Below are 22537 nucleotides of genomic sequence, written 5' to 3'. Positions count from 1 at the left end.
GATCATTGTGGAGATACCTACGCATGAACAGTTTAAACCGATATCGGCCAGCTAAGCAATTCCGCTGCCCACCGCTGGTGGGGCGTAATGCACCGTTCGGCTATGTGGAAAGAGTACGCGGTACCGCTGACGCCCACAACTACCAGCGAGCCGCCGGAATGGTAGAGGCGTTTGCCACTATGAATGAGCAGGGGCGCGAAGCATGGCTGAAGTTAACCGGCAATTCAGAGACCACTACGGAATCCCGGTACGGGTCATCCGCTGGGAGCCAGAAAAGCAGCGCGTTATCTATCTTCGTGAAGCGCAAGGCTACGAGCATGAATGCTTCAGCCCGTTTGAGCAGTTCCAGCGTAAATTCAGAGAAATAAAGGACGACCATGAGCACTAAATTAACCGGTTACGTCTGGGACGCCTGTGCCGCTTCTGGCATGAAGCTGTCCAGCGTGGCGATCATGGCGCGCCTGGCTGACTTCAGCAACGACGAGGGCGTGTGCTGGCCGTCCATCGAGACGATTGCCCGCCAGCTTGGTGCGGGTGAAAGCACTGTACGAACCGCGATTGGCAAGCTGGAGCAGGACGGCTGGCTGACACGTCAGCAGCGCCGCAAGGGTAATCGTAACGCGTCGAACGTTTACCAGCTCAATGTGGCAAAACTTCAGGCCGCTGCTTTTTCTCACCTGTCAGATTCTGACGCGTCAAAATCTGACGTATCAAAATCTGATGGGTCGAATTCTGATGCCTCAAAATCTGACGCGTCGAAATCCAGCAAAACAGGCAGTTTTCACCCGTCAGAATCTGGGGGGGATCCGTCAGTAAATTCAACTACAGATCCATCAGATAAAAAACCTTCTTGTCCGGTTGCTGCGCAACCCGACGTTGCGGTGGTGATCACCGATCAGGCTAAACAGGTTTTGACCTACCTGAACCAGAAGACCGGATCACGGTATCAGGTCAGTAAATCCTCGCTGGATAACATCCGTGCCCGCCTTGGTGATGGTTTCACCGTTGCTGAGCTGGATCTCGTTGTGGACTACACAACCGCAAAATGGGGGCAGGATCTGCGCATGGCTGAATACCTGCGCCCGACAACGCTTTTCCTTCCATCAAAATTCCCTGGTTACCTTCAGGCCGCGAACAGGTGGGTTGAGGCAGGGCGCCCGGAACGCCGTAACGGCGAATGGGTAAGCAGCACAGCAGCGCGCGCCAGTTTCCAGAATGTTGATTATTCGCTGCCGGAGAACGCGGGGTTCAGGTCATGAGCATGTTTTCCGAAGTCCTCGAATACATCCAGCAAAACGGCGAATGCACCACTAACGAGGTGTGTTGTGGCCTTGAACATCTGGATCTCAGAGTCGTACAGCGCACGCTTGAGCGACTGGCGAGCATCGGCCAGTTGAAGCGCAAGCCACTTGGCCGCTTTTTCCTGTATTACACAGACGCACCGATTGCCCCCAGCGAAACGGGCCGTCCGGTTGAACTGGCGAACAAGGCACTTGATCTGGAGGAAAGGGGCTTACGTCGTCGCGCTGCCACTGTATGGCTGGAAGCATTTGACTGCGCCAAAACGCCGCAGGCCAGAGCTTGCTTCGCGCTGCGCCGGGCAAAATGCCTTTCCGGGATGACACGCGGTGTCGCTGACGGCGCCGGGAACCGCTGGAACGAAACGTGTAATGGAGGTTCGCTGTGAGATACGGATCAGTTTGCAGTGGCATTGAAGCCGCCACCGTGGCGTGGGAAACATTGGGCTGGAAAGCGGCATGGTTCGCTGAGATAGAAAAATTCCCGGCTGCCGTGCTGGCGACGCGGTGGCCTGAAGTAGCCAACTTGGGCGATATGACCAAAATCGCTGCTGCGGTTCGCGCCGGAACAGTTGAAGCACCCGACATTATGGTCGGCGGTACGCCGTGTCAGGCCTTTTCTATCGGTGGCCTTCGCAAAGGTTTAAGTGACCCGCGTGGCCAATTAACTCTTTCTTATGTGGAAACTGCTGATGCAATCGACATCCAGCGCCGGGCAAATGGCAAACCAGAAACAATTTTCGTCTGGGAAAATGTCCCGGGCGCCTTCTCTTCAAAAGATAATGCCTTCGGATGCTTTCTTGCTGGAATGGCTGGAGAAAATGAGGAGTTCGAACCTGGTCCACGACCTGCATCAGGCTCCAACAGCAAATTCTGGCGCTGGGATAAAAAGACCTGTAAGCACATTCCTGTCTGGTCAAAGCGTGGTGCTGTTATTGGACGACAGCGCCGAGTGGCCTGGCGAACCTTTGATGCACAATACTTCGGAGTGGCCCAACGACGCCCGCGAATTTTGCTTGTCGCAACTGCTCGAACAGACATCGATCCCGGACAAATACTATTTGAGCCCGAGAGCCTGCGCCGGGTTAATCCCCCGACAAAACAGACGCCCGTGCCTGTTTGTCTCACAGCAAGAGGGGCTGGCTCTCTCGATGACAGAGAAACTTACGTTGCTACTCCAGAACGCCGAATCAGGCACCTGATGCCGGTAGAGAATGAAAGGCAGATGGGGCTTCCGGACAATCATACGCAAATCCCTTGGAATGGAAAAAATGCTGCCGATTGCCCGGATGGTCCACGTTATAAAGCAATAGGGAACAGCATGGCGGTACCAGTCATGCGCTGGATTGGCGAACGCATTGCTGCAGCTTTGCCGGTTGCTGAACCAGCCCCGCGCATTTACCAGCGCCCGTTCCTCAAATGGGCTGGTGGCAAGTATTCACTGTTGCCAGAACTTGATCGCCTCATCCCGGCAGGTAAACGCCTCATTGAGCCATTTGTGGGCGGCGGTTCGGTGTTTATCAATTCTGATAAGCATGAAAGCTTTCTGCTGGCGGATGTTAATGCTGACCTGATCAACCTGTACCAGATGCTGACAGTGGTTCCCGAGCTGGTAACCGAGTGGGCAAAGGGATTATTTGAAAAACTGAACGATGAAGATAGCTATATCGCCTGTCGCGAAGAGTTCAACAATCAGAAAATGTCCGGCCCTGAGCGCGCCGCCGCCTTCCTGTACATCAACCGCCACTGCTTCAATGGCCTGATCCGCTACAACCGCAACGGCGATTTCAATGTCGGCTATGGCAAATACCGTGCTCCGTATTTTCCCGCAGCCGAGATAAACGCCTTCGTCTCAATGTCGCGCCGCTGCGTGTTCATGAATGCCGGTTACATCCGCACGCTGGCGCTGGCAGGTGAGGGCGATGTCGTTTACTGCGATCCGCCATATGAACCGATGCCCGGTACCGCCGGTTTTACCAACTATGCCGCAGGGGGTTTTACGTGGGACGACCAGCAGGAGTTAGCGCGCTGCTGTGTTGCTGCGCATCAGCGTGGCGCCAGAGTGGTGATCAGCAATTCCACCGCGCCTCGCATCATCGAGCTTTACAAGGGGCATGGCTTCGACCTGCACCACGTTAGCGCCCGCCGCGCCATATCGAGCAAAGGCAGCACGCGCGAAACCGCCACCGACATCGTGGCCATTCTCTGAGGGGGAACCGTGGATAAACGTAAACCGCTGACTGACCGACAGCAGCAGGTGCTAAATGCGCTGGTGGATTTTCACAACATGCACGGCTACCCGCCGACCTATACCGAGCTTGCGGCGCTGATTGGCGTCGTGTCGGGTAATGCTGCTTTTGAACACCTGCGCGCCCTGGTGAAAAAAGGCTATATCACAATCGCCAGCGGCACCGCGCGCGGTATCAAAGTAATCGGCGTAAATGACACGCTGGCGCTCGATGAAGCTGAACAAGTGATCCGGGCGCTGCTGGCGGGTGAGGAAAGCTCTGCTGATCTGGCTCATGAATGGCTGAAACGCAGAGGGTCCGCGGCATGAAGCTAATTTTACCTTTCCCGCCCAGCGTGAACACCTACTGGCGCGCCCCGAATAAGGGGCCGCTGAAAGGCCGCCACCTCATCAGCGCCGCCGGGCGCAAGTACCAAAGCGACGCCTGCGCGGCAATCATCGAGCAGTTACGCCGTCTGCCAAAACCGTCAACTGAACTGGCAGCAGTGGAAATCACCCTTTACCCGCCGGACAACCGCCGCCGGGACATCGACAACTACAACAAAGCGCTGCTGGACTCGCTGACGCATGCCGGAGTGTGGGAGGACGACAGGCAGGTTAAGCGCATGCTGGTGGAATGGGGGCCAGTAGTGAAGGGCGGTAAGGTTGAAATTTCGATAACTAAATATGTACCAACAGCGGTTGCAGCCGCTTAACGGAGATACGCATGCAACAGATGAACGCAACACCAGCTTTTACCCCTGCGCCATTTATGCAGGGGCAGGAACTGACTATGAGCAGCTATGACATTTCTGAACTGGTTGAGTCTCGCCACGACAATGTTAAGCGCACCATTGAGCGACTGGCAGAGCGCGGCGTTATTCAACTTCCTCCAATGGAGGAAGTTAAAAATCACCTCGGGCAATCAGCATCGGTTTATCTGGTAGGTAAGCGCGATAGCTATGTGGTGGTGGCTCAGTTGTCGCCAGAGTTTACCGCCCGCCTGGTGGATCGCTGGCAGGAACTGGAAAGCCAGCAGGCAATGCAGGTGCCGAAGTCACTGCCTGAAGCGCTGCGCCTCGCCGCTGATCTTGCTGAACAGCAGCAACACCTAAAACAGGAACTGGCCGCCGCCGCGCCGAAAGTGGAATTTGTCGACCGTTACTGCACCGCGAATGGCTCAATGTCATTCAGGCAGGTGGCAAAGCTGCTAAACGCCAAAGAGCCGGATTTTCGCCTGTTCCTCATTGAAAAGGGGATCATGTATCGCCTTGGCGGCGTGCTGACACCGCATCACCAGCACATCGAAGCAAAACGCTTTGAAGTGAAAACCGGGACCACAAATACCTCAAATTACGCTTTCAGCCAGGCTCGCTTTACCGCTAAGGGCGTGCAATGGATTGGCGGTCTGTGGACAGCGTATAAAGCGCAGGGGGATGCGCAGTGAGGGTACTGTTAAATCCCGTGGTTGTTACCGAGCTTGGCCTAGTCATGTTCCGTCCAGGTGCTTCCCTGCTGCCGCACTTTCGCCGCGGGCGCATGCTGCTTGAGAACGAACCCGAGCGCCTGGCGGGCATGCCGAACGGTGAACTGCCACCAGCAGAGCAGCCGCTGGCGGAAGATCCGGCTCTGGTGGGTGTCTTCGAAAATGAAGCAGTGTTGCGCCGCGCTGGCGGCATTAACGGTCTGGAAAGCTGGCTTGAATCCGGTACCGGTTGCCAGTGGCCACACGAAAGCTGGCACGATGAGAACATGACAACCATGCGTCACGCGCCGGGCGCGATCCGGCTGTGCTGGCATTGCGACAACATCCTTCGCGAGCACAGCACCGAGCAACTGGCGGGTATTGCCCGCGCAAATTGCGCTGCATACATCCTCACTACCGCACGCCGCGAGCTTGGCTTCGACGACTCCCATTCGCTGACGCTGCCGGAGTTCTGCTGGTGGCTGGCGCGTAACGGGCTTGCCGACGTGCTGCCGGAGGAAGCCGCCAGGCAGGTTCTTCTTATGCCTAAGCCGGTCATTAAGTCGGTAACGCGTGAACTTGACCTGATACCCGGCATGCCGCAGGCACGGGAAATTGTTGAGGAAGTGGCAAAGCAGGTGCTGGCGCTGCGCATCGATACGGAGACGCCGGAATCCTTCATGCTGCGCCCTAAGCGCCGTCGCTGGGAAAACGAGAAGTACACCCGCTGGGTTAAAGCGCAGCAATGCATGTGCTGTAACAACCCCGCAGACGATCCCCACCACTTGATCGGCCACGGTAACGGTGGAATGGGTACCAAGGCGCACGACCTGTTTGTGATCCCGCTTTGCAGAGCGCATCACGACGCGTTGCACGCTGACACCGTGGCATTTGAAGAAAAATATGGCAGCCAGCTTGTGCTGCTGTTTCGTTTTTTAGATCGCGCGCTGTCTATCGGCGTGCTGGCGTAATTGTGGAGATAAAAATAATGACACCTCGTCAAAAGCGTGCACATCGTTCAGCTCTGGAAAAGGCAGCCGCGGCACCACGAAAAAGTTGGCTTGGGAAAAGTATTCTCCTTACAGGCGTTCAGTCGGCGTGGATTAAGTCATTGCTTAGCACATGGGGGGAAGGAGTAAGAGGGAACATTGGTCCTCGTATGCCAAGAGGTCACGGATGCTGGAATGCAATTAAGGGCGGTAACTGGTCTGATAAGGCGCTTGAGCGTTTTACCTGCGCACTTGAACAGGCCAGAAAAGAAGGATTTAAAGGGCAGCAGGCGATGAATCGCGCTCAGGCAATACTATGGCCTCAGCAGACAAGCAGCGTCATCGATAACGCTCTACACAATGACGATGTTGATTTTGTCGAGCAATCAGTACTGCAGGCGCTTGATTTGAATGATCCGGTTTATATCGTCGGGCTTCAGTACTACACCACACGCAAAAAGATTTCGGATATCACAAGAGATCTGCAGGCGCTGGCACCATGGTTAACTGACTGTGAGGCCAGAAAGCGTGTGCGCTGGTGCCTGGAAATTTTCAGAGCAAAGGTCTTTCTGTCTTCTAGAAAACTGCTGTCCTCTTGAATCATTTTTTAGCTTTTAGTGCTGCATTATTGTTTTTAAGTTGAAAATTAGCCAAAAAATCAGATAATCCGTTCATGCTTGGCAGAGCTGCGCCACGATGGCAGCGATGAGAAGCAACAATTTGAACAAGATTTAAGCCCCGTCATTCGGGGCTTTTTCTTTCCGGCGATACGACAGGGGTATTCGCGGGGTGCTTTGCACCAGTACCCCTGTCATATCGCCGATCTCAACTATCAAACCTTCATTCCAAGAATCTTTTGAGGCTGCCATCTGGCGGCCTTTTCATTTCCCCTCAAATCTGAGAGGACTCACAGCAAATACGAGGGGGCTAAATGTCCGAACCTGTTTCCGGTTCCGCCGCGGCGGCAAGCGCTTTAACCGGTGCCAGTTTGTATGGCTTGTTAACCGGCACCGATTACGGCGTCGTGTTCGGTGCGTTCGCTGGTGCCGTGTTCTATGTCGCCACGGCTGCCGATCTGACGATTCTCCGCCGTTCTGCCTACTTCATCGTTTCTTACTTCGCTGGCGTGTACGGCTCCGGGCTGGTGGGTTCAATGCTGGCGAGCATCACCCATTACAGTGACAAACCGCTTGATGCGCTCGGCGCGGTTTTGCTTTCCGCGGTGGCGATTAAGACGCTCACCTTCTTCAGCGAGCAGGATCCCCTGTCGCTGCTGCAAAGGTGGCGGGGAGGGACAAATGGTAACAAGTGATCCGCTGGTACTGACCAACGTGGTGACCAGTACCGCTATCGTTCTGCGGCTGATGATGTTTCGTAAGCCTGGCGGGCGACACAGCTGGTGGGCGTCATGGCTGGCTTATCTGATCATCCTGGCTTATGCCACGGTGCCATTCCGTTTCATGTTCAACTTCTATTTCCATGCCCACTGGGCGACCGTGCTGATGAATCTCATCATCTGCGCTGCTGTATTCGCTGCGCGCGGTAACGTAGCCCGGATTTTTCACGTACTGAGGCCAGAATAATGCAGATCAGCGATAAGGGCATTGCGCTCATCAAACAGTTTGAAGGTCTGCGGCTGACGGCGTATCAGGACAGTATCGGAAAATGGACGATCGGCTATGGCTGGACACGGCCTGTCGATGGAAAGCCGATCCGCGCAGGGATGACAATTAAAGAGGACACGGCAGAGCGCCTGTTGCGAACCGGTCTTGTTGGCTATGAAAGCGACGTGTCGAAACTGGTAAAAGTTAAACTGACGCAGGGCCAGTTCGATGCGCTGGTGTCTTTTGCCTACAATCTCGGCCCGCTTCCTCTATCAACCTCTACGCTTCTGAAAAAGCTAAATGCAGGCGATTACCGTGGCGCTGCCGATGAGTTCCTGCGCTGGAACAAAGCTGGCGGGCAGGTGCTGACTGGTCTAACCCGTCGCCGTGAGGCAGAGCGTGCGTTATTCCTGGATGGTGCGTGATGAACCGCATAACTGCTATTGCATCAATTGCGGCAGTGGTTGTTATTGCCGTTTTGGCTGCGCTGCTGGCGTTTGCAAAAGCTGACCTTTCTACAGCCGAAAGCGATAACCGCGTCCTGAAGAGTGACAACGCGCTGCAGGGGCAGGTGATTGCCACGCAGGCATTCAACGTGAACCGGTTTAACCAGGTGGCGCAACTTGCTGCCAGTGCAAACGCCGTGGTAGCCGGTGATGCCGAAAAAACCGTTATTGAATACCGGGAGATTCTTCGCCGTGAGAAAACCTGTGATCTGCCTGTTCCTGCTGACATTGCTCGCGGGTTGCTCGAATACACGTACCGTTTACGTGCCAGCGCAATGCACGCCGATTCCGGCCAGCCTGACACAACCAATGGTAGTGCCGCTGCCACCAGCGGGCTGACATATTGTCAGGCGGTGTTGTGGATTCGTCCGTTACTGGCAACTATCGAGACAATAAATAACCAGCTTTCAGCTATTAGAAGTATCGAAGTTTCCCGCTTAAAGCAAGGTGGCACAACACATTAGGATAGAACGATACACCTAGCTCGCTATCATGAACATCAAGGTGCAAGATTATTAAAGTTCTGATTGTTTGCTGCCGATGATATCTATGAGCTCATCCCTATTGCTGTTGTTCTTCGAAGCATGATAGGTTTAAACAGTTTTGACGAACCGTTAAAACGTGTTTATAATGCCGCGCCCTCTTGGAGAGGCATGGGCATAATGTGCTCTGGTAACCTCCCATTTCTGAATTTGATACAACTCTGTTGCACAAAAAATTGAAATACGGTTATAACTATTGTTGAAAGGGACGCCGTAACACCGATTAGAGTTGCTTTGCGTATATCGCGGAGACACGTATGAACATTTTCGCCACATTAGGAATGAGCCTTGCGCCCTTGCTGCTTACTACACAGGCGCAGGCGACAAATGTTGCCGTTTCTATAACGAGCGTACAAAACATCACCTATAATCCCTCGTTCCGTAGTCGGGGGATGACCCCTGATGCAGTGCTTCGTTTAAAAGGTGATGTTTCTGGACATCTTAAACAGCTTTTTGTCATCAGAGACAAGCTTGAAAAAGGGATTGCCAAACTTCAGATTGCATTCGACAACGGTGAACCTGTGCATTTGACGCAAGCATTAGTTAGTGCAGCAATCGCAGGGATCTCCACTGGAGAGGCTGCAGTTGAAATCACCGAAGATTCCTTTTCAAGAATCCTGTCAGCTGACAGGGTTGCTTGCAGGACTGCCCTTGAAGCACTTAAAGCTGAAACCTTAACTGGTTTATTCGCTACAATAGAAACCATGAAAAAGATACCAGAACTTGCTAAGCAGACAGCAGAAAGAGAGAAAGCAGTCATTGCTTTTGATAAGAATCGTATGTCTCTGGCGCTGGCATCTGATAAGATTGAGATGACTCCTGGAATGTCCCGCGAAGAAAAACGTCGGTTCATTCTTTCCCACGCATCTTAATCTTAAGGCCGCTGTTGGATGACTCAACAATACACCGTTTCATTCGGTAAGCTTTTTGCCAAGGAATTTGCAAATTTCAGTGAAAAAGATCAGGACGCGGTCCTTGATTTTACTGAGCAATTTGAGCGGTGTGGGCTAAGTGATTTCTCTCAGTTTAAAGGAAAAATTTCTCCTTCATGGTCTAATGTTGATGAGGGGGATGAAAATTTCACTTATGCGATGTCTCATTCACTTTGGCATTACCATATCGGTCTGCCTGAGTACATTCAACGACATCCCAAGTATTGTACTTCAGACTGGGTCTTACATTTTCAGTGGGTGCAGGGTGAAAAGCATATCCATATTGTTGATATGTGTTATCACTACACACAGGATGGTAGATTCTACTTACCGAGACCTCAATATCTTGATAAAGCTGGGTAATTAATAATTTTAAAGCTGCCTATTGGCGGCTTTTTTATTGCGTGTAACAAGCCACTGGCATCCGCCGGTGGCTTTTTTATTGCGCCTCGCATGCGCTAAACAATCGAGAAATTTTCCATGCCTCCACGTACACCCAAAGCCTGCCGTGTGCGTGGCTGCCGCTGCACAACAACCGATCCATCTGGTTACTGCGAAGAACACAAAGGCGAAGGCTGGCGACAGTACAAGCCGGGACAGTCACGCCACCAGCGTGGCTATGGCAGCAAGTGGGACGTGATACGCGCGCGGATCCTGAAGCGTGATAAGCATTTGTGCCAGGCACATCTGCGCAAAGGCCAGGCTGTTTCTGCGGCGTGCGTCGACCACATCATCGCGAAGGCCAACGGCGGCACGGATGAGGACAGCAACCTTGAGGCATTGTGCTGGTCATGCCATGCCACGAAGACCGGGCGTGAACGTCTCAAATGAGAACCTGTATCATCAAGTGAGCACCACAGGGAGGGGGAGGGTAAATCTCTGCAACCCCCTGCCTTCAGGACTGCCCGCCTCGTCAAATTTTTACGCGCCCAAAATAAGAAACTTTTTTCCGGAAGCTTCTGCTTATTGAATTGGAGGTTTTGATGGGTACTGCTGTGCGATCTTCCGGTGGTGGCCGCAAGCGCAATTTGCCTCAGAACCAGAAGAGCAAACTGACCAGGATCGCGCCGCCGGATGAGTTAATGAGCGATATAGCGATCCGCATCTGGAAAACGCAGAGCAAAATTTTAATCGAACGTGGCGTCTTTGATCTGGAGGACGCGCCGTTACTCCTGGCGTACTGCAATGCGTTTCACCTGATGGTTGAGGCCGAAAAAGTCATCGCGAAAGACGGTCTGACAGTATCAAGTGAAATTGGGGGGGAGAAAAAACACCCTGCAGTCAATGTCCGTAATGACTCCGTTTCGCAGCTCGCCCGTCTGGGTTCACTGCTCGGGTTAGACCCGCTCAGCCGTATAAGAATGACCAGCGGTAAAAATGATCCGGACGATGAAGGGAATGAATTTGATGAGTTTGACTGATGGCTACATATCCGCACGTCAATGCGGCGAACCAGTATGCGCGGGACGTCGTGAACGGGAAGATTCTGGCCTGCCGGTTAACTATTCTTGCCTGTCAGCGACATCTGGACGACTTGGAGCGCGCCAAAGATCCACGCTGGCCTTACCGCTTCGATAAAAATAAAGCAGAACGGTTCCTTCGCTTTTCCCAGAAAATGCCGCATACCTCAGGTGAGTGGGCTCGCCGGAAGCTGCGCATAGAGTTTGAACCTTGGCAGAAATTTGCGCTGGGCGTGCCGTTTGGCTGGATTCGCAAGGATACCGGCTATCGCCGCTTCACTGAGATTTACATCGAGGTGCCCCGTAAAAATGGCAAATCGGCGATCGCGGCGGCTGTCGGGAACTATATGTTCTGTGCCGATGGTGAATACGCAGCGGAAGTCTACTGTGGCGCCACGACGGAAAAACAGGCCTGGAAAGTGTTTGCCCCTGCGCTGGCGATGGTGAAAAAGCTTCCGGCACTGCGCCAGAAGTTCAACATCAAACCTTGGGCGAAGAAGATGACGCGCCCGGATGGCTCCCTGTTCGCGCCTATTATCGGCGACCCCGGTGACGGCGATTCACCATCCTGCGCCATCATCGACGAGTATCACGAGCACGATACTGACGCACTCTATACGACGATGACAACCGGGATGGGGGCAAGGGAACAGCCCATCACGCTTATCATCACCACGGCCGGTTTCGATATTGCCTCGCCATGCTATGAGAAGCGTACCCAGGTGGTGGAGATACTTGAGCGCATCAGAGAAGGGGGAGAAAACGAAGCGATTTTCGGGATTATCTACACACTGGATGAAGAGGACGACTGGACGCAGCCGGAATCGCTGAAAAAAGCCAACCCTAATTACAACATTTCTGTTAAAGGGGATTTCCTCAGGGCCAAGCAGCAGCTGGCGATATCCACGCCAAGCCAGACCAACAAAATACTCACCAAGCATTTCAACAAATGGGTGAGTTCAAAAGCGGCTTATTACAACCTGCAGAAATGGATGGCCGCTGCAGACAAGACGCTCAAACTGTCAGATTTTGCGGGGGAGGAGTGTTATCTCGGTATAGACCTGGCGTCAAAACTCGACCTGAACGCTGTCGTTCCGGTTTTCCGCCGCGAAATCGACGGGGTAAGCCATTATTACTGCGTTTCGCCTCTTTTCTGGGTCCCGGAGGACACTGTCTATGCGACTGACCAGAAGTTGAAAACGATCGCCGATCGTTACCAGTCCTTTGTTAATCAGGGTGTGCTGGTTCCTTCTGACGGTGCCGAAGTGGATTACCGCCTTATATTCGAAGCGATCCTGAAATTACGTGAAACCGTAAAAATAGCGGCGAGCCCGATTGACCCCTATGGAGCAACCGGCCTTTCTCATATGTTGCATGATGAAGGGCTGGAGCCAGTCACCATTACCCAGAATTACACCAACATGAGCGATCCCATGCGTGAGATTGAGGCCGCGATTGCTGCTGAACGATTCCATCACGACGGCAATCCGCTGATGACTTGGTGCATATCAAACGTGGTCGGCAAGAATTTACCGGGTAGCGACGATGTTGTACGTCCGGTGAAAGAAGGCGCAGGCAACAAAATTGATGGGGCAGTTGGCCTGATGATGGGAGTTGGCCGCGCAATGCTGAATGATCCGAAAGATTTCCTTTCTAACCTCGATCCTGATGAGGACCTGCTATTCCTGTGAAATCAATAATTAGCGATGTTATCGGGCTGACCGGTTACGGACTGCTCACGGCGGGGTTTTATCTGCAGTTCGGGCTGGCACCCGCCCTGATGTTCTCCGGCGGTCTGTTGCTGGTGGCTGCACTGGCAATGGCCAGAAGGGGGAAACGTGTTGCTTGACGCCTTATTCAGAAGTGAATCACTGGAGAATCCGGCCACGCCGATAAGTGGCGACATGGTCGATACGGACGGGATTTTTAAATCTGATGTCTACGTCAGCCCCGAGACGGCCATGAAACTGGCAGCGGTTTACGCCTGTATTTACGTTCTGTCGTCAAATCTGGCGCAGATGCCGCTGCATGTTATGCGCAAGAACAACGGCAAGGTTGAGCCCGCGCGCGATCACCCGGCGTTTTATCTCATTCACGATGAGCCCAATATCTGGCAGACCAGCTACAAATGGCGCGAGCTGAAACAGCGCCACATCCTCGGCTGGGGGAACGGTTATTCGTGGGTAAAGCGTAACCGGCGCGGCGAAGTTGTCGGCCTTGAAAGTTGTATGCCCTGGGAAACAACCCTGCTGAAAACCGGTGGGCGCTATACCTACGGCCTTTATAACGAAGAGGGCACCTTTGCCATCAGTCCGGATGACATGATCCATATCCGGGCGCTGGGCAATAACCAGAAAATGGGGCTCAGCCCGATTATGCAGCACGCCGAAACCATTGGCCTGGGCATGAGCGGGCAGAAGTACACCGAAACCTTTTTCAGCGGAAACGCGCGCCCGGCAGGCATTGTCTCGGTGAAAACACCGCTTCAGAAAGAGAGCTGGAGCTGGCTGAAGGAAGCCTGGCAGAAAGCCGCACTGGCACTGCGCAGCCAGGAAAACAAGACAATGCTGCTGCCCGCGGATCTCGATTACAAAGCGCTGACGGTTTCACCCGTGGATGCCCAGATAATCGACATGACCAAACTGAACCGCTCCATGATCGCCGGTATTTTCAATGTGCCGGCACACATGATTAACGATCTGGAAAAAGCGACGTTCTCCAATATCACCCAGCAGGCCATTCAGTTTGTCCGCTATACCATGATGCCCTGGGTTACCAACTGGGAGCAGGAGCTTAACCGGCGCCTTTTCACCCGCGCCGAACTGGCTGCAGGTTTCTATACCCGGTTTAACCTCACCGGGCTTCTGCGCGGTACACCTCAGGAGCGCGCACAGTTCTATCACTTCGCCATCACGGATGGCTGGATGAGCCGCAACGAGGCGCGCGTGTTTGAAGATATGAACCCGGTTGAAGGGCTGGATGAAATGCTGGTCAGCGTTAATGCCGCCAACCCTCTAAAAGACTTTACCACCGACCCAAAAAGCGAGGAGCAACCTAATGGATGATCGCGAAGTCCGCTGTTACAGCGGCGAGGTTCGGGCGGAGCAACACAGTGAGCAGCCGACGCACATTATCGGCTATGGCTCGGTGTTCAACAGCCGTTCCGAGCCGTTATGGGGATTCCGTGAAATCATCAAGCCCGGCGCGTTTGACGACGTGCTGAATGATGATGTGCGCGGGCTGTTTAACCATGATCCGAACTTTATTCTGGGGCGCAGTGCCGCCGGTACGCTTTCACTGTCCGTCGATGAAAAGGGGTTGCGCTATGACATCACCGCTCCCGAAACCCAGACCATCCGCGATCTGGTCCTTGCCCCGATGTTCCGGGGCGATATCAGCCAGTCGTCTTTCGCGTTCCGCGTGGCGCGCGACGGCGAGCACTGGTACGAGGACGACGAAGGTATCGTTATCCGCGAAATTAATCGTTTTTCCCGGCTGTTTGACGTGAGCCCGGTCACTTACCCGGCCTATCAGGAAGCCGATTCCGGTGTCCGATCCATGAAAGCCTGGCAGGAGGCGCGCGACAGCGGCGCGCTGGCGCAAGCCATTAATCAACGAATGGCGCGCGAGCGCCTGCTGAACCTTCTTAACGCGTAAGGAAAAAACATGAAACTGCACGAACTGAAGCAAAAACGTAACACTATCGCCACCGACATGCGTGCCCTGCACGAAAAAATTGGTGACGCCACCTGGACGGATGAGCAGCGCACTCAGTGGAACACTGCTAAATCTGAACTGGATGCGCTCGATGAGCAGATTGGGCGTCAGGAAGAACTGCGCCGCCTCGATCAGATCCACGTTGAAGATCAGGAGGACGAGCAACGCCGGGAGCAGCGTAACAACACGCCGGAAGAGCAGAATGCCGAACGCCGCGCCGCTGCGTTCGATAAGTTCCTGCGCCACGGGTTCAGTGAACTGTCCGCCGAAGAGCGCCAGGCCGTGAAAGAGCTGCGTGCACAGGGTACGACGCCGGATGCCAAAGGCGGTTACACCGTGCCGACGCAGATGCTGAATAAAATTGTCGACGCGATGAAAGCCTACGGCGGTATCGCCAGCGTGGCTCAAATCCTCAACACGTCGAATGGGCAGGATATTACCTGGTCAACATCTGACGGCACGGCAGAAGAGGGGGAACTGCTGGGTGAAAACACGGAAGCTTCCGAAGAAGATGCGACGTTTGGCACGGCAACGCTGGGTGCCAAAAAACTGTCTTCGAAAATTATCCGCGTATCCAATGAACTGCTGCAGGACAGTGGTGTGGATATTGAAGCTTATCTGGCATCACGCATCGGTCAGCGTATCGGGCGCGGTGAAGCAAAATATCTGGTGCAGGGGACCGGTGCAGGCACGCCGGTGCAGCCGAAAGGCCTGGTGGCCTCCGTGACCGGGACGGTAAACACGGCCGCTGCCGCTACGTTCACCTGGCAGGAAATGAACAAGCTGAAACACGCGATCGACCCGGCTTACCGCGGCGGTCCTAAATTCCGCTGGGCGTTCAACGATTCCACGCTCCAGGTGATTGAAGAGATGGTGGACGGGCAGAACCGCCCGCTGTGGCTGCCGGATGTGGCAGGCGGTACCCCGGCCACCATTCTGAATATCCCATACGTGATTGACCAGGCGATTGACAGTATCGCGGCGGGTAAAAAATTCGCCTTCCTCGGTGACTTTGACCGCTTCATCGTGCGCCGTATTACCTATATGACGCTGAAACGCCTTGTTGAACGTTATGCTGAGTATGATCAGACCGCCTTCCTGGCGTTCCATCGTTTCGATTGCGTGCTGGAAGACGTGGCCGCTATCAAGGCGCTGGTGGGTAAACCAGCCGCATAACTGGCGAAAAAAGCACAGTCACCGCCGCGAAAGCGGTTTTTTTATGCCCGTCATCCGGCGGGCATGGAGATTTTCATGCTGCTGACACTCACAGAGATCAAGGCGCAACTCCGGCTTGATGAGGATTTCACTGATGAGGACACCCTTCTCGGGCTGCTTGGCAGGGCGGTGCAGGCACGGACAGAGTCATTCCTGAACCGTACGTTGTATGCGAAAGACGCGACCGTTCCTGATACCGATCCGCAAGGGCTGATGATGCCTGATGACGTGAAGCTGGGGATGCTCCTTCTGCTGACGCATTACTACGAAAACCGTTCGTCGGTCAGTGAAATAGAGAAGTCCGAGATGCCGCTGGCTTATAACTGGCTGGTCGGCCCGTACAGGTTTATCCCGCTATGAAGCTACGCCATGCGCAGACCAGCGCAACCTATATTCTGCCTGATCCGGGTGAACTCGATAAGCGGGTCCAGATCCGCCAGCGTGTCGACACGCCGTCGGACGATATGGGCACTGAACCGACCTATCCGGTTCAGTTTAATGCCTGGGCAAAGGTGACACAGACCAGCGCCACCACCTATCAGGAAACGGCACAGACGGAGAATACCATCACCCATTACATCACGATCCGCTGGCGTTCCGGCATCACGAAAGATTTTGAAGTCGTTCTCGGCGATGAGGTGTTTCGTGTGCAGCGCGCCCGCGACCTCAACAGCAGGCGGCGTTTTTTGCTGCTGGAGTGTACCGATCTCGGCGTACCGTCGAACAGCGGAGGGAGCAGCAATGGCGACACCCTTTTTTCACGTTGATTTTCAGCAGCCCAGCGAGATGCGCTTCAACCGCGCGCGGGTGCGCAGGGCCTTTATTCGCATTGGCCAGAAGCACATGCGCGATGCCCGCCGCCTGGTGATGCGACGAGGCCGCTCGGAACCCGGTGCAAACCCCGGCTTTCAGACCGGCAGACTGGCGAAGTCCATCGGCTTTATGGTGCCAAAGGCAAGTAAACGGCGCCCTGGCTTTATGACGCGTATCGCGCCGAACCAGCGCAACGGGCAGGGTAACAGGCTCATCACCGGCGACTTCTATCCGGCATTCCTTTTCTATGGTGTTCGCGGCGGTGCGCGTCGTCGGCGCAGTCATCATCGGGGTGCCTCAGGCGGAAGTGGCTGGCGACTGGCGCCGCGTAACAATTTCATGGTTGAAACGCTGAATCACAACGCCCCCTGGACGCGTTATTTTCTCGCGCGCGAGCTGCGCCTCTCACTGAAGCCGGAGAAACGACGCAAATGAAACTGGCACCGATTATTGCCGCGCTGCGCGCCCGCTGCCCGGTGTTTCAAAACCGCGTGGCGGGTGCCGCGCAGTTCAAGAACCTGCCGGAGGCCGGGAAACTTGCGCTACCGGCGGCTTATGTTGTTCCGGGGGATGATTCGCCGGGCGATCAGAAAAGCCAGACCGACTACTGGCAGGATCTCCGGGAGGGCTTTTCCGTCATCGTTTTCGTCAGCAACGGGCGCGATGAGCGCGGGCAGTGGGCCTCTTATGATGTGGTTCACGATATCCGCAACATGCTTTTCAAAGCCCTGCTGGGCTGGAACCCCGAGCCGGACGGCGAACCCATCACTTACGACGGCGGCACGCTGCTGGATGTGAACCGCTACGAGCTGACGTATCAGTTTGATTTTGTCGTTGAAAACGAATTATCCAGCGATGACACGCGCCAGCAGGATGAACTGAACCACCTTGATGACCTGCGGACGCTTACAATTGACGTCGACTTTATCAACCCCGGCAATGGCCCGGATGGTGTTATCGAGCACCACACGGAAATCCACTTTCCCGAAAACTGAGAGGCTTCATGCTTGTAAAACCCGTAGCCGGGCGGTCAGTTCCTGACCCTGCCCGCGGTGATCTTTTGCCCGAGGCCGGGCGGAATGTCGAAGAAAACAGCTACTGGCTGCGCCGGGAAGCCGCCGGCGACATTGAGCGCGCGGACAACGTTAAACCGAAAAAGGTGAAATCCGATGACAATTAGTTTCAATACCGTACCGGCTAACACGCTGGTGCCGTTGTTCTATGCCGAGATGGACAATTCGGCGGCGAACACCACGCAGGCGTCAGCCCCGGCGTTACTGCTCGGGTACGCTAACAGCGGTGCCGCCATCGCCACCAGTGCACTTGTGCTGATGCCGTCAGCGGATTACGCGAAACAGATTTGCGGGGCAGGCAGCCAGCTTGCGCGCATGGTTGAGGCGTACCGCGCAACAGATCCGTTTGGTGAGCTCTACGTGATCGCCGTGCCTGAACCGGCAGCCGGCACAGCGGCAAAAATCACCCTGACCGTAACCGGCGCGGCGACGGAAAGCGGGATCGTTAATGTGTATATCGGTCGTACCCGCATCCAGGCCGCCGTGGTGAATGGCGACGATGTTGCCGCAGTGGCGGCCAGCATCAGCGCCGCCATCAACGCGGACGCCACACTGCCTTTCACCGCATCGGCAGCACTGGGTGTGGTGACACTCACCGCCCGCCATAAGGGGCTGTGTGGCAATGAAATTCCTGTTGCGCTGAACTATTACGGCTTTGGCGGCAATGAAGTGTTGCCTGCCGGTGTCTCGGTGGCGGTCGCCTCCGGCACTGCCGGTACAGGCGCGCCGAATCTGTCCGGGGCTATCGCGGCGATGGCGGATGAACCGTTTGACTATATCGGTCATCCGTTTAACGACACGGCGTCAATTAACGCCCTCGCCAGTGAAATGAATGATACCAGCGGTCGCTGGAGCTATGTTCGCCAGCTTTACGGGCATGTGTACACCGCGAAGCTCGGCACCCTGTCTGAACTGGTGGCGGCCGGTGACCTGTTCAACCTGCCACATATCACCCTGGCGGGTTACGAAAAAGAGACGCAGACCCCGGCAGACGAACTGGCCGCCAGTCGTACAGCCCGCGCCGCCGTCTTTATCCGCAACGACCCGGCGCGCCCGACGCAGACCGGTGAGCTGGTGAATATGCTGCCTGCCCCGAAAGGGAAACGCTTCACGATGACCGAGCAGCAATCCCTGCTGGCGCACGGTGTGGCGACGGCATATGTCGAAGGCGGCGTGCTGCGCATCCAGCGCGATGTGACCACTTACAAAACCAATGCCTGGGGATCGGCGGATAACAGCTATCTCGACAGCGAGACGCTCCATACCAGCGCCTATGTGCTGCGTGCGCTGAAGTCAGTCCTTACCAGCAAGTACGGTCGCCATAAACTCGCCAACGACGGAACCCGCTTCGGATCCGGCCAGGCGATTGTGACCCCGGCGGTGATCAAGGGTGAGCTTCTGGCGGTGTATCGCCGTCTGGAGCGCGCGGGCATCGTCGAGAATTACGATTTATTCAAGAAGTACCTCATTGTTGAGCGCGACGCGAACAACCCGAATCGCCTCAATACTCTTTTCCCGCCGGATTACATTAACCAGCTGCGTGTCTTTGCTGTCGTTAATCAGTTCCGCCTGCAATATCCAGAGGAGACAGCCTGATGTCCCGTATTGGTGGCACCTGTTATTTCAAAATTGACGGGCTTCAGTTGTCCCTGACCGGCGGCATTGAAGTGCCGATGAACAGGACGGTCAATGACGATGTGATTGGCCTGGATGGCTCTGTGGATCGTAAGGAGACACACCGCGCGCCCTACGTCAAAGGGACCTTCAAAGTCCCAAAGGATTTTCCTGTCAATAAAATTACCACGTCGGATCAGATGACCATTACCGCCGAACTGGCGAACGGGCAGGTCTACGTGTTGTCGTCCGCCTGGCTTCATGGCGAAGCAAACCACAACGCCGAAGAAGGTACGGCAGATCTTGAATTCCACGGAGAAGAAGGAGATTACCAGTGAGCGAACTTGTACTGACAAAGCCGATTCAGGCACATGGTGAAACGATCAGCGTTCTTGAGCTTCGCGAGCCAACCGGCAAGGATGTCCGCGAGCTTGGCTTCCCGTACGTCACCACGGGGGATGCTGGCGTCAGGCTCGATGCAGGTGTGGTGGCGAAATATATTGCGCGCCTTGGCAATATTCCGCCAAGCTCCGTCGATACCATGTCTCCTGCGGATCTGAATACGATTAGCTGGGAGGTGGCTGGTTTTTTCCTCGGGACGTCGACGCCGGACAAATCCTGAACGATTACTTCAATTGCGCCAGATACTGGCGAATAAACCCCCTTGATTTGCTGTGTGAGCCGTTAAGTGTACTGAAACTTCTCGCATTCCACGCAAACCGGATTAACACGGAAAACGCTGATGGCTGAATTTGAACTGAAAGCGCTAATCACTGGCGTCGATAAGCTTTCTCCTGCCTTATCGTCTATGCAAAAAAAGATCAGTGGATTCCAGAAACGGATTAAAGCCAGTGGAATGGATGGTTTTTCTCTGGGGGATCTGATTGGGGGCGGCGCGTTTGCCGCCCCTCTTATCGCTGGTGCAAAAGCGGCCATTGATTTCGAATCGCAGATGGCCGATGTTCGTAAGGTTGTAGATTTTGACACTCCAGGGCAGTTCAAACAGATGGGTGAGGACATACTGAAAATGTCCGATCGTCTGCCAATGGCTGCTGGCGATATCGCTAAACTTGTTGCCGCAGGTGGGCAGGCAGGGATCGCCAGAAATGAGCTTCAGGCTTTTGCTGAAGATGCTCTCAAAATGGGGATAGCGTTTGATCAGAGCGCTGAGCAATCCGGCGATATGATGGCGAAGTGGCGTACATCTTTCAAAATGACGCAGGGCGAAGTAGTGGCGCTGGCCGACAAGATTAACTATCTGTCGAACAATGGTGCCGCAAACGCGCAACAGATTTCCGATATCGTAACGCGTATTGGTCCGCTGGGTTCTGTGGCCGGGGTTGCATCAGGACAGATAGCCGCGCTGGGCGCGACGATGGCGGGCGTCGGGGTTGAGCAGGAAATCGCCGCAACAGGTATCAAAAACTTTATGCTAAGCCTGACTGCCGGCAAGAGCGCGACTAAACAGCAGCAGGACGGATTTAAAGCGTTAGGTCTGTCTTCGAAGGAACTGGCCGTATCCATGCAGAAGGATGCCCAGGGAACGATCATCAAAGTACTGCAAAGCATCGGCAAGCTTGATAAATCAAGGCAGTCAGCAGCACTTAACACCCTGTTCGGGAAAGAGTCCATTGGCGCTATTGCCCCGTTACTCACCAATCTGGATCTTCTTAAAAAGAACTTCGGAATGGTTGGAGATGCAACACAGTACTCCGGATCAATGCAGAAGGAATATACAGCCAGGGCGGCTACTACGGCTAACCAGTTACAGCTTTTACAGAATCAGGCGACCCATGCCGGAGTAGCGTTAGGTAATGCATTGCTACCCTCTATAAATGATGGTGTGAAAGCCTTCATGCCGTTCATCCAGAAAACAACTGATTTTATTGCTCAGAATCCAAGGGTTGTTACTTCGTTACTCGGTGCGGCGGCAGGTCTGGTTACTTTACGCCTGGCGATCACCGGGGCGAGTATGGCTATGAAAATTTTCTCAGCCGTTACAACGATGTCACCCATTGGATTAATTGTACGGGCCATAGCGGTAGCGGCGGGACTCATCATTTCGAACTGGGATGTTATCGGCCCCTACTTCAAAAAACTGTGGGATACCGTGAGTCCTTATTTCGAAACCGGCTGGGAAATTATTAAAAAAGTGTTTGGATGGACGCCGCTTGGCATTGTTGTAAAAAACTGGGGGCCGATAGTTAAATGGTTCCAGGATATGTGGGACAAGCTGCAACCGATTATCTCATGGTTTACCGATGAGGCTACAGATACGGTCAAGGCAATGAATTCAGCGCAATGGGGGGCTGGTGGTTATGGCGCGTATGGCACTGGCGTTGCCAGTCAGGGATATAATCCTTACGGCATAAAGCCCGTTTCTCAGAAGTCTAATGGGACTGTCACCGTTCAGTTCAAAGACGCCCCTCCCGGTATTAAAGTGACTGAGGTACAAGGTACAGGGATGAACGTAAATACAGATGTAGGATATACCAGCATGTCTGGTTGGAATTTCGCACGCTAAATGTAAATATTGTAGGCGGTTATCCAATGTCGTCTATTACCCGCGAGGTTCGTAATGAATCGTTATTGTATGGCATTTATTGTTTTTTTTATTCCATTCTCTGTTTTTGCAAAAAACGATCTGACTGGTAATTTCATAAAGGAAGTGAAAATGTCAGCAGACAGCGAGAAAGATATATCTACTTCTATTGGCATTTCATGCCCAGCAGAGTCTGGCAGTGGACGGCTTTTAATAAAGCAAGCATCCTATGACTCTGGGAAAACAAACGGTGTTTTTGTTTTTAAAGATCAGGAAATTAACCCTGTAAAAATTTCTTTAATTGAAACCATATTTGAAAATGGAGATTTTGCATCAGGCGCCGTTATAGGTTTTTCATTTACAATGCCGATGCCTAATGGTCAATTTTTTATAGATCTAACGAAAGGGAATAATGTTAAGGCAGGAGTAATCAAAAATGGTGAGTCCGATATAAAATGGATTAAATGTAAAGTCGTCATCCCTAGTTAAGAATACCTACAAAAAACCCGCTCAGGCGGGTTTTTTTATACCCGGAGAAAT

Annotated in this window: 32 protein-coding genes; all 32 read left to right on the top strand. The window is 53.9% G+C overall.

Going from position 1 to position 22537, the window contains the following annotated elements:
• The first annotated feature begins 202 nt into the window (after positions 1–202).
• The 32 genes from BN2591_RS05345 (at position 203) to BN2591_RS05190 (ending at position 22486) form a co-directional block, all read left to right on the top strand.
• On the top strand, positions 203–388 hold the full coding sequence (locus BN2591_RS05345) for a DUF4222 domain-containing protein (protein ID WP_086869641.1): 186 nt from the start codon (positions 203–205) through the stop codon (positions 386–388).
• Positions 378–1259, top strand: coding sequence for a conserved phage C-terminal domain-containing protein (locus BN2591_RS05340; protein WP_086869640.1), 882 nt, complete (start codon positions 378–380; stop codon positions 1257–1259). The genes BN2591_RS05345 and BN2591_RS05340 overlap by 11 nt, the downstream gene beginning before the upstream one ends.
• Positions 1256–1687 (top strand): PerC family transcriptional regulator, encoded by a 432-nt coding sequence (locus BN2591_RS05335; RefSeq protein WP_086869638.1) that lies wholly within the window; start codon positions 1256–1258, stop codon positions 1685–1687. The genes BN2591_RS05340 and BN2591_RS05335 overlap by 4 nt, the downstream gene beginning before the upstream one ends.
• Positions 1684–3507 carry a Dam family site-specific DNA-(adenine-N6)-methyltransferase gene (locus BN2591_RS05330; RefSeq protein WP_086869637.1) on the top strand — a complete coding sequence of 608 codons (1824 nt, stop codon included), beginning with the start codon at positions 1684–1686 and terminating at the stop codon, positions 3505–3507. Before BN2591_RS05335 ends, BN2591_RS05330 begins: the two co-directional genes overlap by 4 nt.
• A 9-nt stretch (positions 3508–3516) precedes the next feature.
• Positions 3517–3855, top strand: coding sequence for a LexA family protein (locus BN2591_RS05325; protein ID WP_279627202.1), 339 nt, complete (start codon positions 3517–3519; stop codon positions 3853–3855).
• The gene (locus BN2591_RS05320) at positions 3852–4241 is read left to right on the top strand and encodes a RusA family crossover junction endodeoxyribonuclease (protein WP_086869635.1); all 390 of its coding nucleotides are present in this window, start codon (positions 3852–3854) and stop codon (positions 4239–4241) included. Before BN2591_RS05325 ends, BN2591_RS05320 begins: the two co-directional genes overlap by 4 nt.
• A gap of 11 nt (positions 4242–4252) precedes the next feature.
• Positions 4253–4972, top strand: coding sequence for a phage antirepressor KilAC domain-containing protein (locus tag BN2591_RS05315; RefSeq protein WP_244172979.1), 720 nt, complete (start codon positions 4253–4255; stop codon positions 4970–4972).
• Positions 4969–5961, top strand: coding sequence for a DUF968 domain-containing protein (locus BN2591_RS05310; protein ID WP_086869633.1), 993 nt, complete (start codon positions 4969–4971; stop codon positions 5959–5961). The genes BN2591_RS05315 and BN2591_RS05310 overlap by 4 nt, the downstream gene beginning before the upstream one ends.
• A gap of 17 nt (positions 5962–5978) precedes the next feature.
• Positions 5979–6578, top strand: a complete 600-nt coding sequence (locus BN2591_RS05305; RefSeq protein ID WP_086869957.1) for a hypothetical protein — start codon at positions 5979–5981, stop codon at positions 6576–6578.
• A 332-nt stretch (positions 6579–6910) separates the two neighbouring features.
• A complete protein-coding gene (locus BN2591_RS05300; RefSeq protein WP_020454456.1) occupies positions 6911–7291 on the top strand; it encodes a phage holin family protein in 381 nt (126 codons plus the stop codon).
• Entirely contained in the window at positions 7278–7562 is a 285-nt protein-coding gene (locus BN2591_RS05295; protein ID WP_086869631.1) for a phage holin family protein, read from the top strand. Before BN2591_RS05300 ends, BN2591_RS05295 begins: the two co-directional genes overlap by 14 nt.
• Entirely contained in the window at positions 7559–8008 is a 450-nt protein-coding gene (locus BN2591_RS05290; RefSeq protein WP_086869629.1) for a lysozyme, read from the top strand. The genes BN2591_RS05295 and BN2591_RS05290 overlap by 4 nt, the downstream gene beginning before the upstream one ends.
• Positions 8008–8553 (top strand): hypothetical protein, encoded by a 546-nt coding sequence (locus BN2591_RS05285; protein WP_086869627.1) that lies wholly within the window; start codon positions 8008–8010, stop codon positions 8551–8553. The genes BN2591_RS05290 and BN2591_RS05285 overlap by 1 nt, the downstream gene beginning before the upstream one ends.
• A gap of 335 nt (positions 8554–8888) precedes the next feature.
• Positions 8889–9503, top strand: coding sequence for a hypothetical protein (locus BN2591_RS05280; RefSeq protein ID WP_086869625.1), 615 nt, complete (start codon positions 8889–8891; stop codon positions 9501–9503).
• Between the two features lie 18 nt (positions 9504–9521).
• Positions 9522–9926 carry a hypothetical protein gene (locus BN2591_RS05275; protein ID WP_086869624.1) on the top strand — a complete coding sequence of 135 codons (405 nt, stop codon included), beginning with the start codon at positions 9522–9524 and terminating at the stop codon, positions 9924–9926.
• Positions 9927–10043: 117 nt separating this feature from the next.
• Positions 10044–10394, top strand: coding sequence for an HNH endonuclease (locus tag BN2591_RS05270; RefSeq protein ID WP_086869622.1), 351 nt, complete (start codon positions 10044–10046; stop codon positions 10392–10394).
• 152 nt (positions 10395–10546) lie between these two features.
• Complete coding sequence (locus BN2591_RS05265) at positions 10547–10984, top strand: phage terminase small subunit P27 family (protein WP_086869620.1); 438 nt, start codon at positions 10547–10549, stop codon at positions 10982–10984.
• The gene (locus tag BN2591_RS05260; protein ID WP_086869618.1) at positions 10984–12714 is read left to right on the top strand and encodes a terminase large subunit; all 1731 of its coding nucleotides are present in this window, start codon (positions 10984–10986) and stop codon (positions 12712–12714) included. Before BN2591_RS05265 ends, BN2591_RS05260 begins: the two co-directional genes overlap by 1 nt.
• Positions 12711–12872, top strand: coding sequence for a hypothetical protein (locus tag BN2591_RS24575; protein ID WP_162842153.1), 162 nt, complete (start codon positions 12711–12713; stop codon positions 12870–12872). The genes BN2591_RS05260 and BN2591_RS24575 overlap by 4 nt, the downstream gene beginning before the upstream one ends.
• Positions 12862–14088 carry a phage portal protein gene (locus BN2591_RS05255; RefSeq protein WP_086869616.1) on the top strand — a complete coding sequence of 409 codons (1227 nt, stop codon included), beginning with the start codon at positions 12862–12864 and terminating at the stop codon, positions 14086–14088. Before BN2591_RS24575 ends, BN2591_RS05255 begins: the two co-directional genes overlap by 11 nt.
• Entirely contained in the window at positions 14081–14680 is a 600-nt protein-coding gene (locus BN2591_RS05250; RefSeq protein WP_086869614.1) for an HK97 family phage prohead protease, read from the top strand. Before BN2591_RS05255 ends, BN2591_RS05250 begins: the two co-directional genes overlap by 8 nt.
• A gap of 9 nt (positions 14681–14689) precedes the next feature.
• Complete coding sequence (locus BN2591_RS05245; RefSeq protein WP_086869612.1) at positions 14690–15916, top strand: phage major capsid protein; 1227 nt, start codon at positions 14690–14692, stop codon at positions 15914–15916.
• Between the two features lie 75 nt (positions 15917–15991).
• Entirely contained in the window at positions 15992–16315 is a 324-nt protein-coding gene (locus BN2591_RS05240; protein WP_086869611.1) for a head-tail connector protein, read from the top strand.
• A complete protein-coding gene (locus BN2591_RS05235; protein WP_086869609.1) occupies positions 16312–16722 on the top strand; it encodes a phage head closure protein in 411 nt (136 codons plus the stop codon). The genes BN2591_RS05240 and BN2591_RS05235 overlap by 4 nt, the downstream gene beginning before the upstream one ends.
• On the top strand, positions 16697–17203 hold the full coding sequence (locus tag BN2591_RS05230) for a hypothetical protein (RefSeq protein WP_086869607.1): 507 nt from the start codon (positions 16697–16699) through the stop codon (positions 17201–17203). Before BN2591_RS05235 ends, BN2591_RS05230 begins: the two co-directional genes overlap by 26 nt.
• On the top strand, positions 17200–17763 hold the full coding sequence (locus tag BN2591_RS05225; RefSeq protein ID WP_086869605.1) for a phage tail terminator protein: 564 nt from the start codon (positions 17200–17202) through the stop codon (positions 17761–17763). Before BN2591_RS05230 ends, BN2591_RS05225 begins: the two co-directional genes overlap by 4 nt.
• 8 nt (positions 17764–17771) lie before the next feature.
• On the top strand, positions 17772–17948 hold the full coding sequence (locus BN2591_RS05220; RefSeq protein ID WP_086869603.1) for a DUF2635 domain-containing protein: 177 nt from the start codon (positions 17772–17774) through the stop codon (positions 17946–17948).
• Complete coding sequence (locus BN2591_RS05215; RefSeq protein ID WP_086869601.1) at positions 17938–19437, top strand: phage tail sheath subtilisin-like domain-containing protein; 1500 nt, start codon at positions 17938–17940, stop codon at positions 19435–19437. Before BN2591_RS05220 ends, BN2591_RS05215 begins: the two co-directional genes overlap by 11 nt.
• Complete coding sequence (locus BN2591_RS05210; protein WP_086869599.1) at positions 19437–19793, top strand: phage tail tube protein; 357 nt, start codon at positions 19437–19439, stop codon at positions 19791–19793. Before BN2591_RS05215 ends, BN2591_RS05210 begins: the two co-directional genes overlap by 1 nt.
• Complete coding sequence (locus BN2591_RS05205; protein WP_086869598.1) at positions 19790–20077, top strand: phage tail assembly protein; 288 nt, start codon at positions 19790–19792, stop codon at positions 20075–20077. The genes BN2591_RS05210 and BN2591_RS05205 overlap by 4 nt, the downstream gene beginning before the upstream one ends.
• A 120-nt stretch (positions 20078–20197) precedes the next feature.
• The gene (locus BN2591_RS05195) at positions 20198–21979 is read left to right on the top strand and encodes a phage tail tape measure protein (RefSeq protein WP_086869594.1); all 1782 of its coding nucleotides are present in this window, start codon (positions 20198–20200) and stop codon (positions 21977–21979) included.
• A gap of 69 nt (positions 21980–22048) precedes the next feature.
• Positions 22049–22486, top strand: a complete 438-nt coding sequence (locus BN2591_RS05190) for a hypothetical protein (protein WP_086869592.1) — start codon at positions 22049–22051, stop codon at positions 22484–22486.
• The last annotated feature ends 51 nt before the right edge of the window (positions 22487–22537 follow it).

Origin of the sequence: Kosakonia pseudosacchari, assembly GCF_900184035.1 — a bacterium.
GTDB classification, from domain to species: Bacteria; Pseudomonadota; Gammaproteobacteria; order Enterobacterales; family Enterobacteriaceae; genus Kosakonia; species Kosakonia pseudosacchari.
This window is presented reverse-complemented; position numbering and strand designations above follow the sequence as displayed.

What these genes read in the sequence shown, in the direction of transcription:
- BN2591_RS05280 (WP_086869625.1), top strand. Translation starts at nt 8,889, where the DNA reads ATGAACATTTTCGCCACATTAGGAATGAGCCTTGCGCCCTTGCTGCTT.
- BN2591_RS05270 (WP_086869622.1), top strand. Translation starts at nt 10,044, where the DNA reads ATGCCTCCACGTACACCCAAAGCCTGCCGTGTGCGTGGCTGCCGCTGC.
- BN2591_RS05320 (WP_086869635.1), top strand. Translation starts at nt 3,852, where the DNA reads ATGAAGCTAATTTTACCTTTCCCGCCCAGCGTGAACACCTACTGGCGC.
- BN2591_RS05335 (WP_086869638.1), top strand. Translation starts at nt 1,256, where the DNA reads ATGAGCATGTTTTCCGAAGTCCTCGAATACATCCAGCAAAACGGCGAA.
- BN2591_RS05235 (WP_086869609.1), top strand. Translation starts at nt 16,312, where the DNA reads ATGAAGCTACGCCATGCGCAGACCAGCGCAACCTATATTCTGCCTGAT.
- BN2591_RS05190 (WP_086869592.1), top strand. Translation starts at nt 22,049, where the DNA reads ATGGCATTTATTGTTTTTTTTATTCCATTCTCTGTTTTTGCAAAAAAC.
- BN2591_RS05275 (WP_086869624.1), top strand. Translation starts at nt 9,522, where the DNA reads ATGACTCAACAATACACCGTTTCATTCGGTAAGCTTTTTGCCAAGGAA.
- BN2591_RS05230 (WP_086869607.1), top strand. Translation starts at nt 16,697, where the DNA reads ATGGCGACACCCTTTTTTCACGTTGATTTTCAGCAGCCCAGCGAGATG.
- BN2591_RS05225 (WP_086869605.1), top strand. Translation starts at nt 17,200, where the DNA reads ATGAAACTGGCACCGATTATTGCCGCGCTGCGCGCCCGCTGCCCGGTG.
- BN2591_RS05195 (WP_086869594.1), top strand. Translation starts at nt 20,198, where the DNA reads ATGGCTGAATTTGAACTGAAAGCGCTAATCACTGGCGTCGATAAGCTT.
- BN2591_RS05300 (WP_020454456.1), top strand. Translation starts at nt 6,911, where the DNA reads ATGTCCGAACCTGTTTCCGGTTCCGCCGCGGCGGCAAGCGCTTTAACC.
- BN2591_RS05315 (WP_244172979.1), top strand. Translation starts at nt 4,253, where the DNA reads ATGCAACAGATGAACGCAACACCAGCTTTTACCCCTGCGCCATTTATG.
- BN2591_RS05260 (WP_086869618.1), top strand. Translation starts at nt 10,984, where the DNA reads ATGGCTACATATCCGCACGTCAATGCGGCGAACCAGTATGCGCGGGAC.
- BN2591_RS05215 (WP_086869601.1), top strand. Translation starts at nt 17,938, where the DNA reads ATGACAATTAGTTTCAATACCGTACCGGCTAACACGCTGGTGCCGTTG.
- BN2591_RS05210 (WP_086869599.1), top strand. Translation starts at nt 19,437, where the DNA reads ATGTCCCGTATTGGTGGCACCTGTTATTTCAAAATTGACGGGCTTCAG.
- BN2591_RS05295 (WP_086869631.1), top strand. Translation starts at nt 7,278, where the DNA reads ATGGTAACAAGTGATCCGCTGGTACTGACCAACGTGGTGACCAGTACC.
- BN2591_RS05240 (WP_086869611.1), top strand. Translation starts at nt 15,992, where the DNA reads ATGCTGCTGACACTCACAGAGATCAAGGCGCAACTCCGGCTTGATGAG.
- BN2591_RS05245 (WP_086869612.1), top strand. Translation starts at nt 14,690, where the DNA reads ATGAAACTGCACGAACTGAAGCAAAAACGTAACACTATCGCCACCGAC.
- BN2591_RS05285 (WP_086869627.1), top strand. Translation starts at nt 8,008, where the DNA reads ATGAACCGCATAACTGCTATTGCATCAATTGCGGCAGTGGTTGTTATT.
- BN2591_RS05220 (WP_086869603.1), top strand. Translation starts at nt 17,772, where the DNA reads ATGCTTGTAAAACCCGTAGCCGGGCGGTCAGTTCCTGACCCTGCCCGC.
- BN2591_RS05340 (WP_086869640.1), top strand. Translation starts at nt 378, where the DNA reads ATGAGCACTAAATTAACCGGTTACGTCTGGGACGCCTGTGCCGCTTCT.
- BN2591_RS05305 (WP_086869957.1), top strand. Translation starts at nt 5,979, where the DNA reads ATGACACCTCGTCAAAAGCGTGCACATCGTTCAGCTCTGGAAAAGGCA.
- BN2591_RS05345 (WP_086869641.1), top strand. Translation starts at nt 203, where the DNA reads ATGGCTGAAGTTAACCGGCAATTCAGAGACCACTACGGAATCCCGGTA.
- BN2591_RS05250 (WP_086869614.1), top strand. Translation starts at nt 14,081, where the DNA reads ATGGATGATCGCGAAGTCCGCTGTTACAGCGGCGAGGTTCGGGCGGAG.
- BN2591_RS05265 (WP_086869620.1), top strand. Translation starts at nt 10,547, where the DNA reads ATGGGTACTGCTGTGCGATCTTCCGGTGGTGGCCGCAAGCGCAATTTG.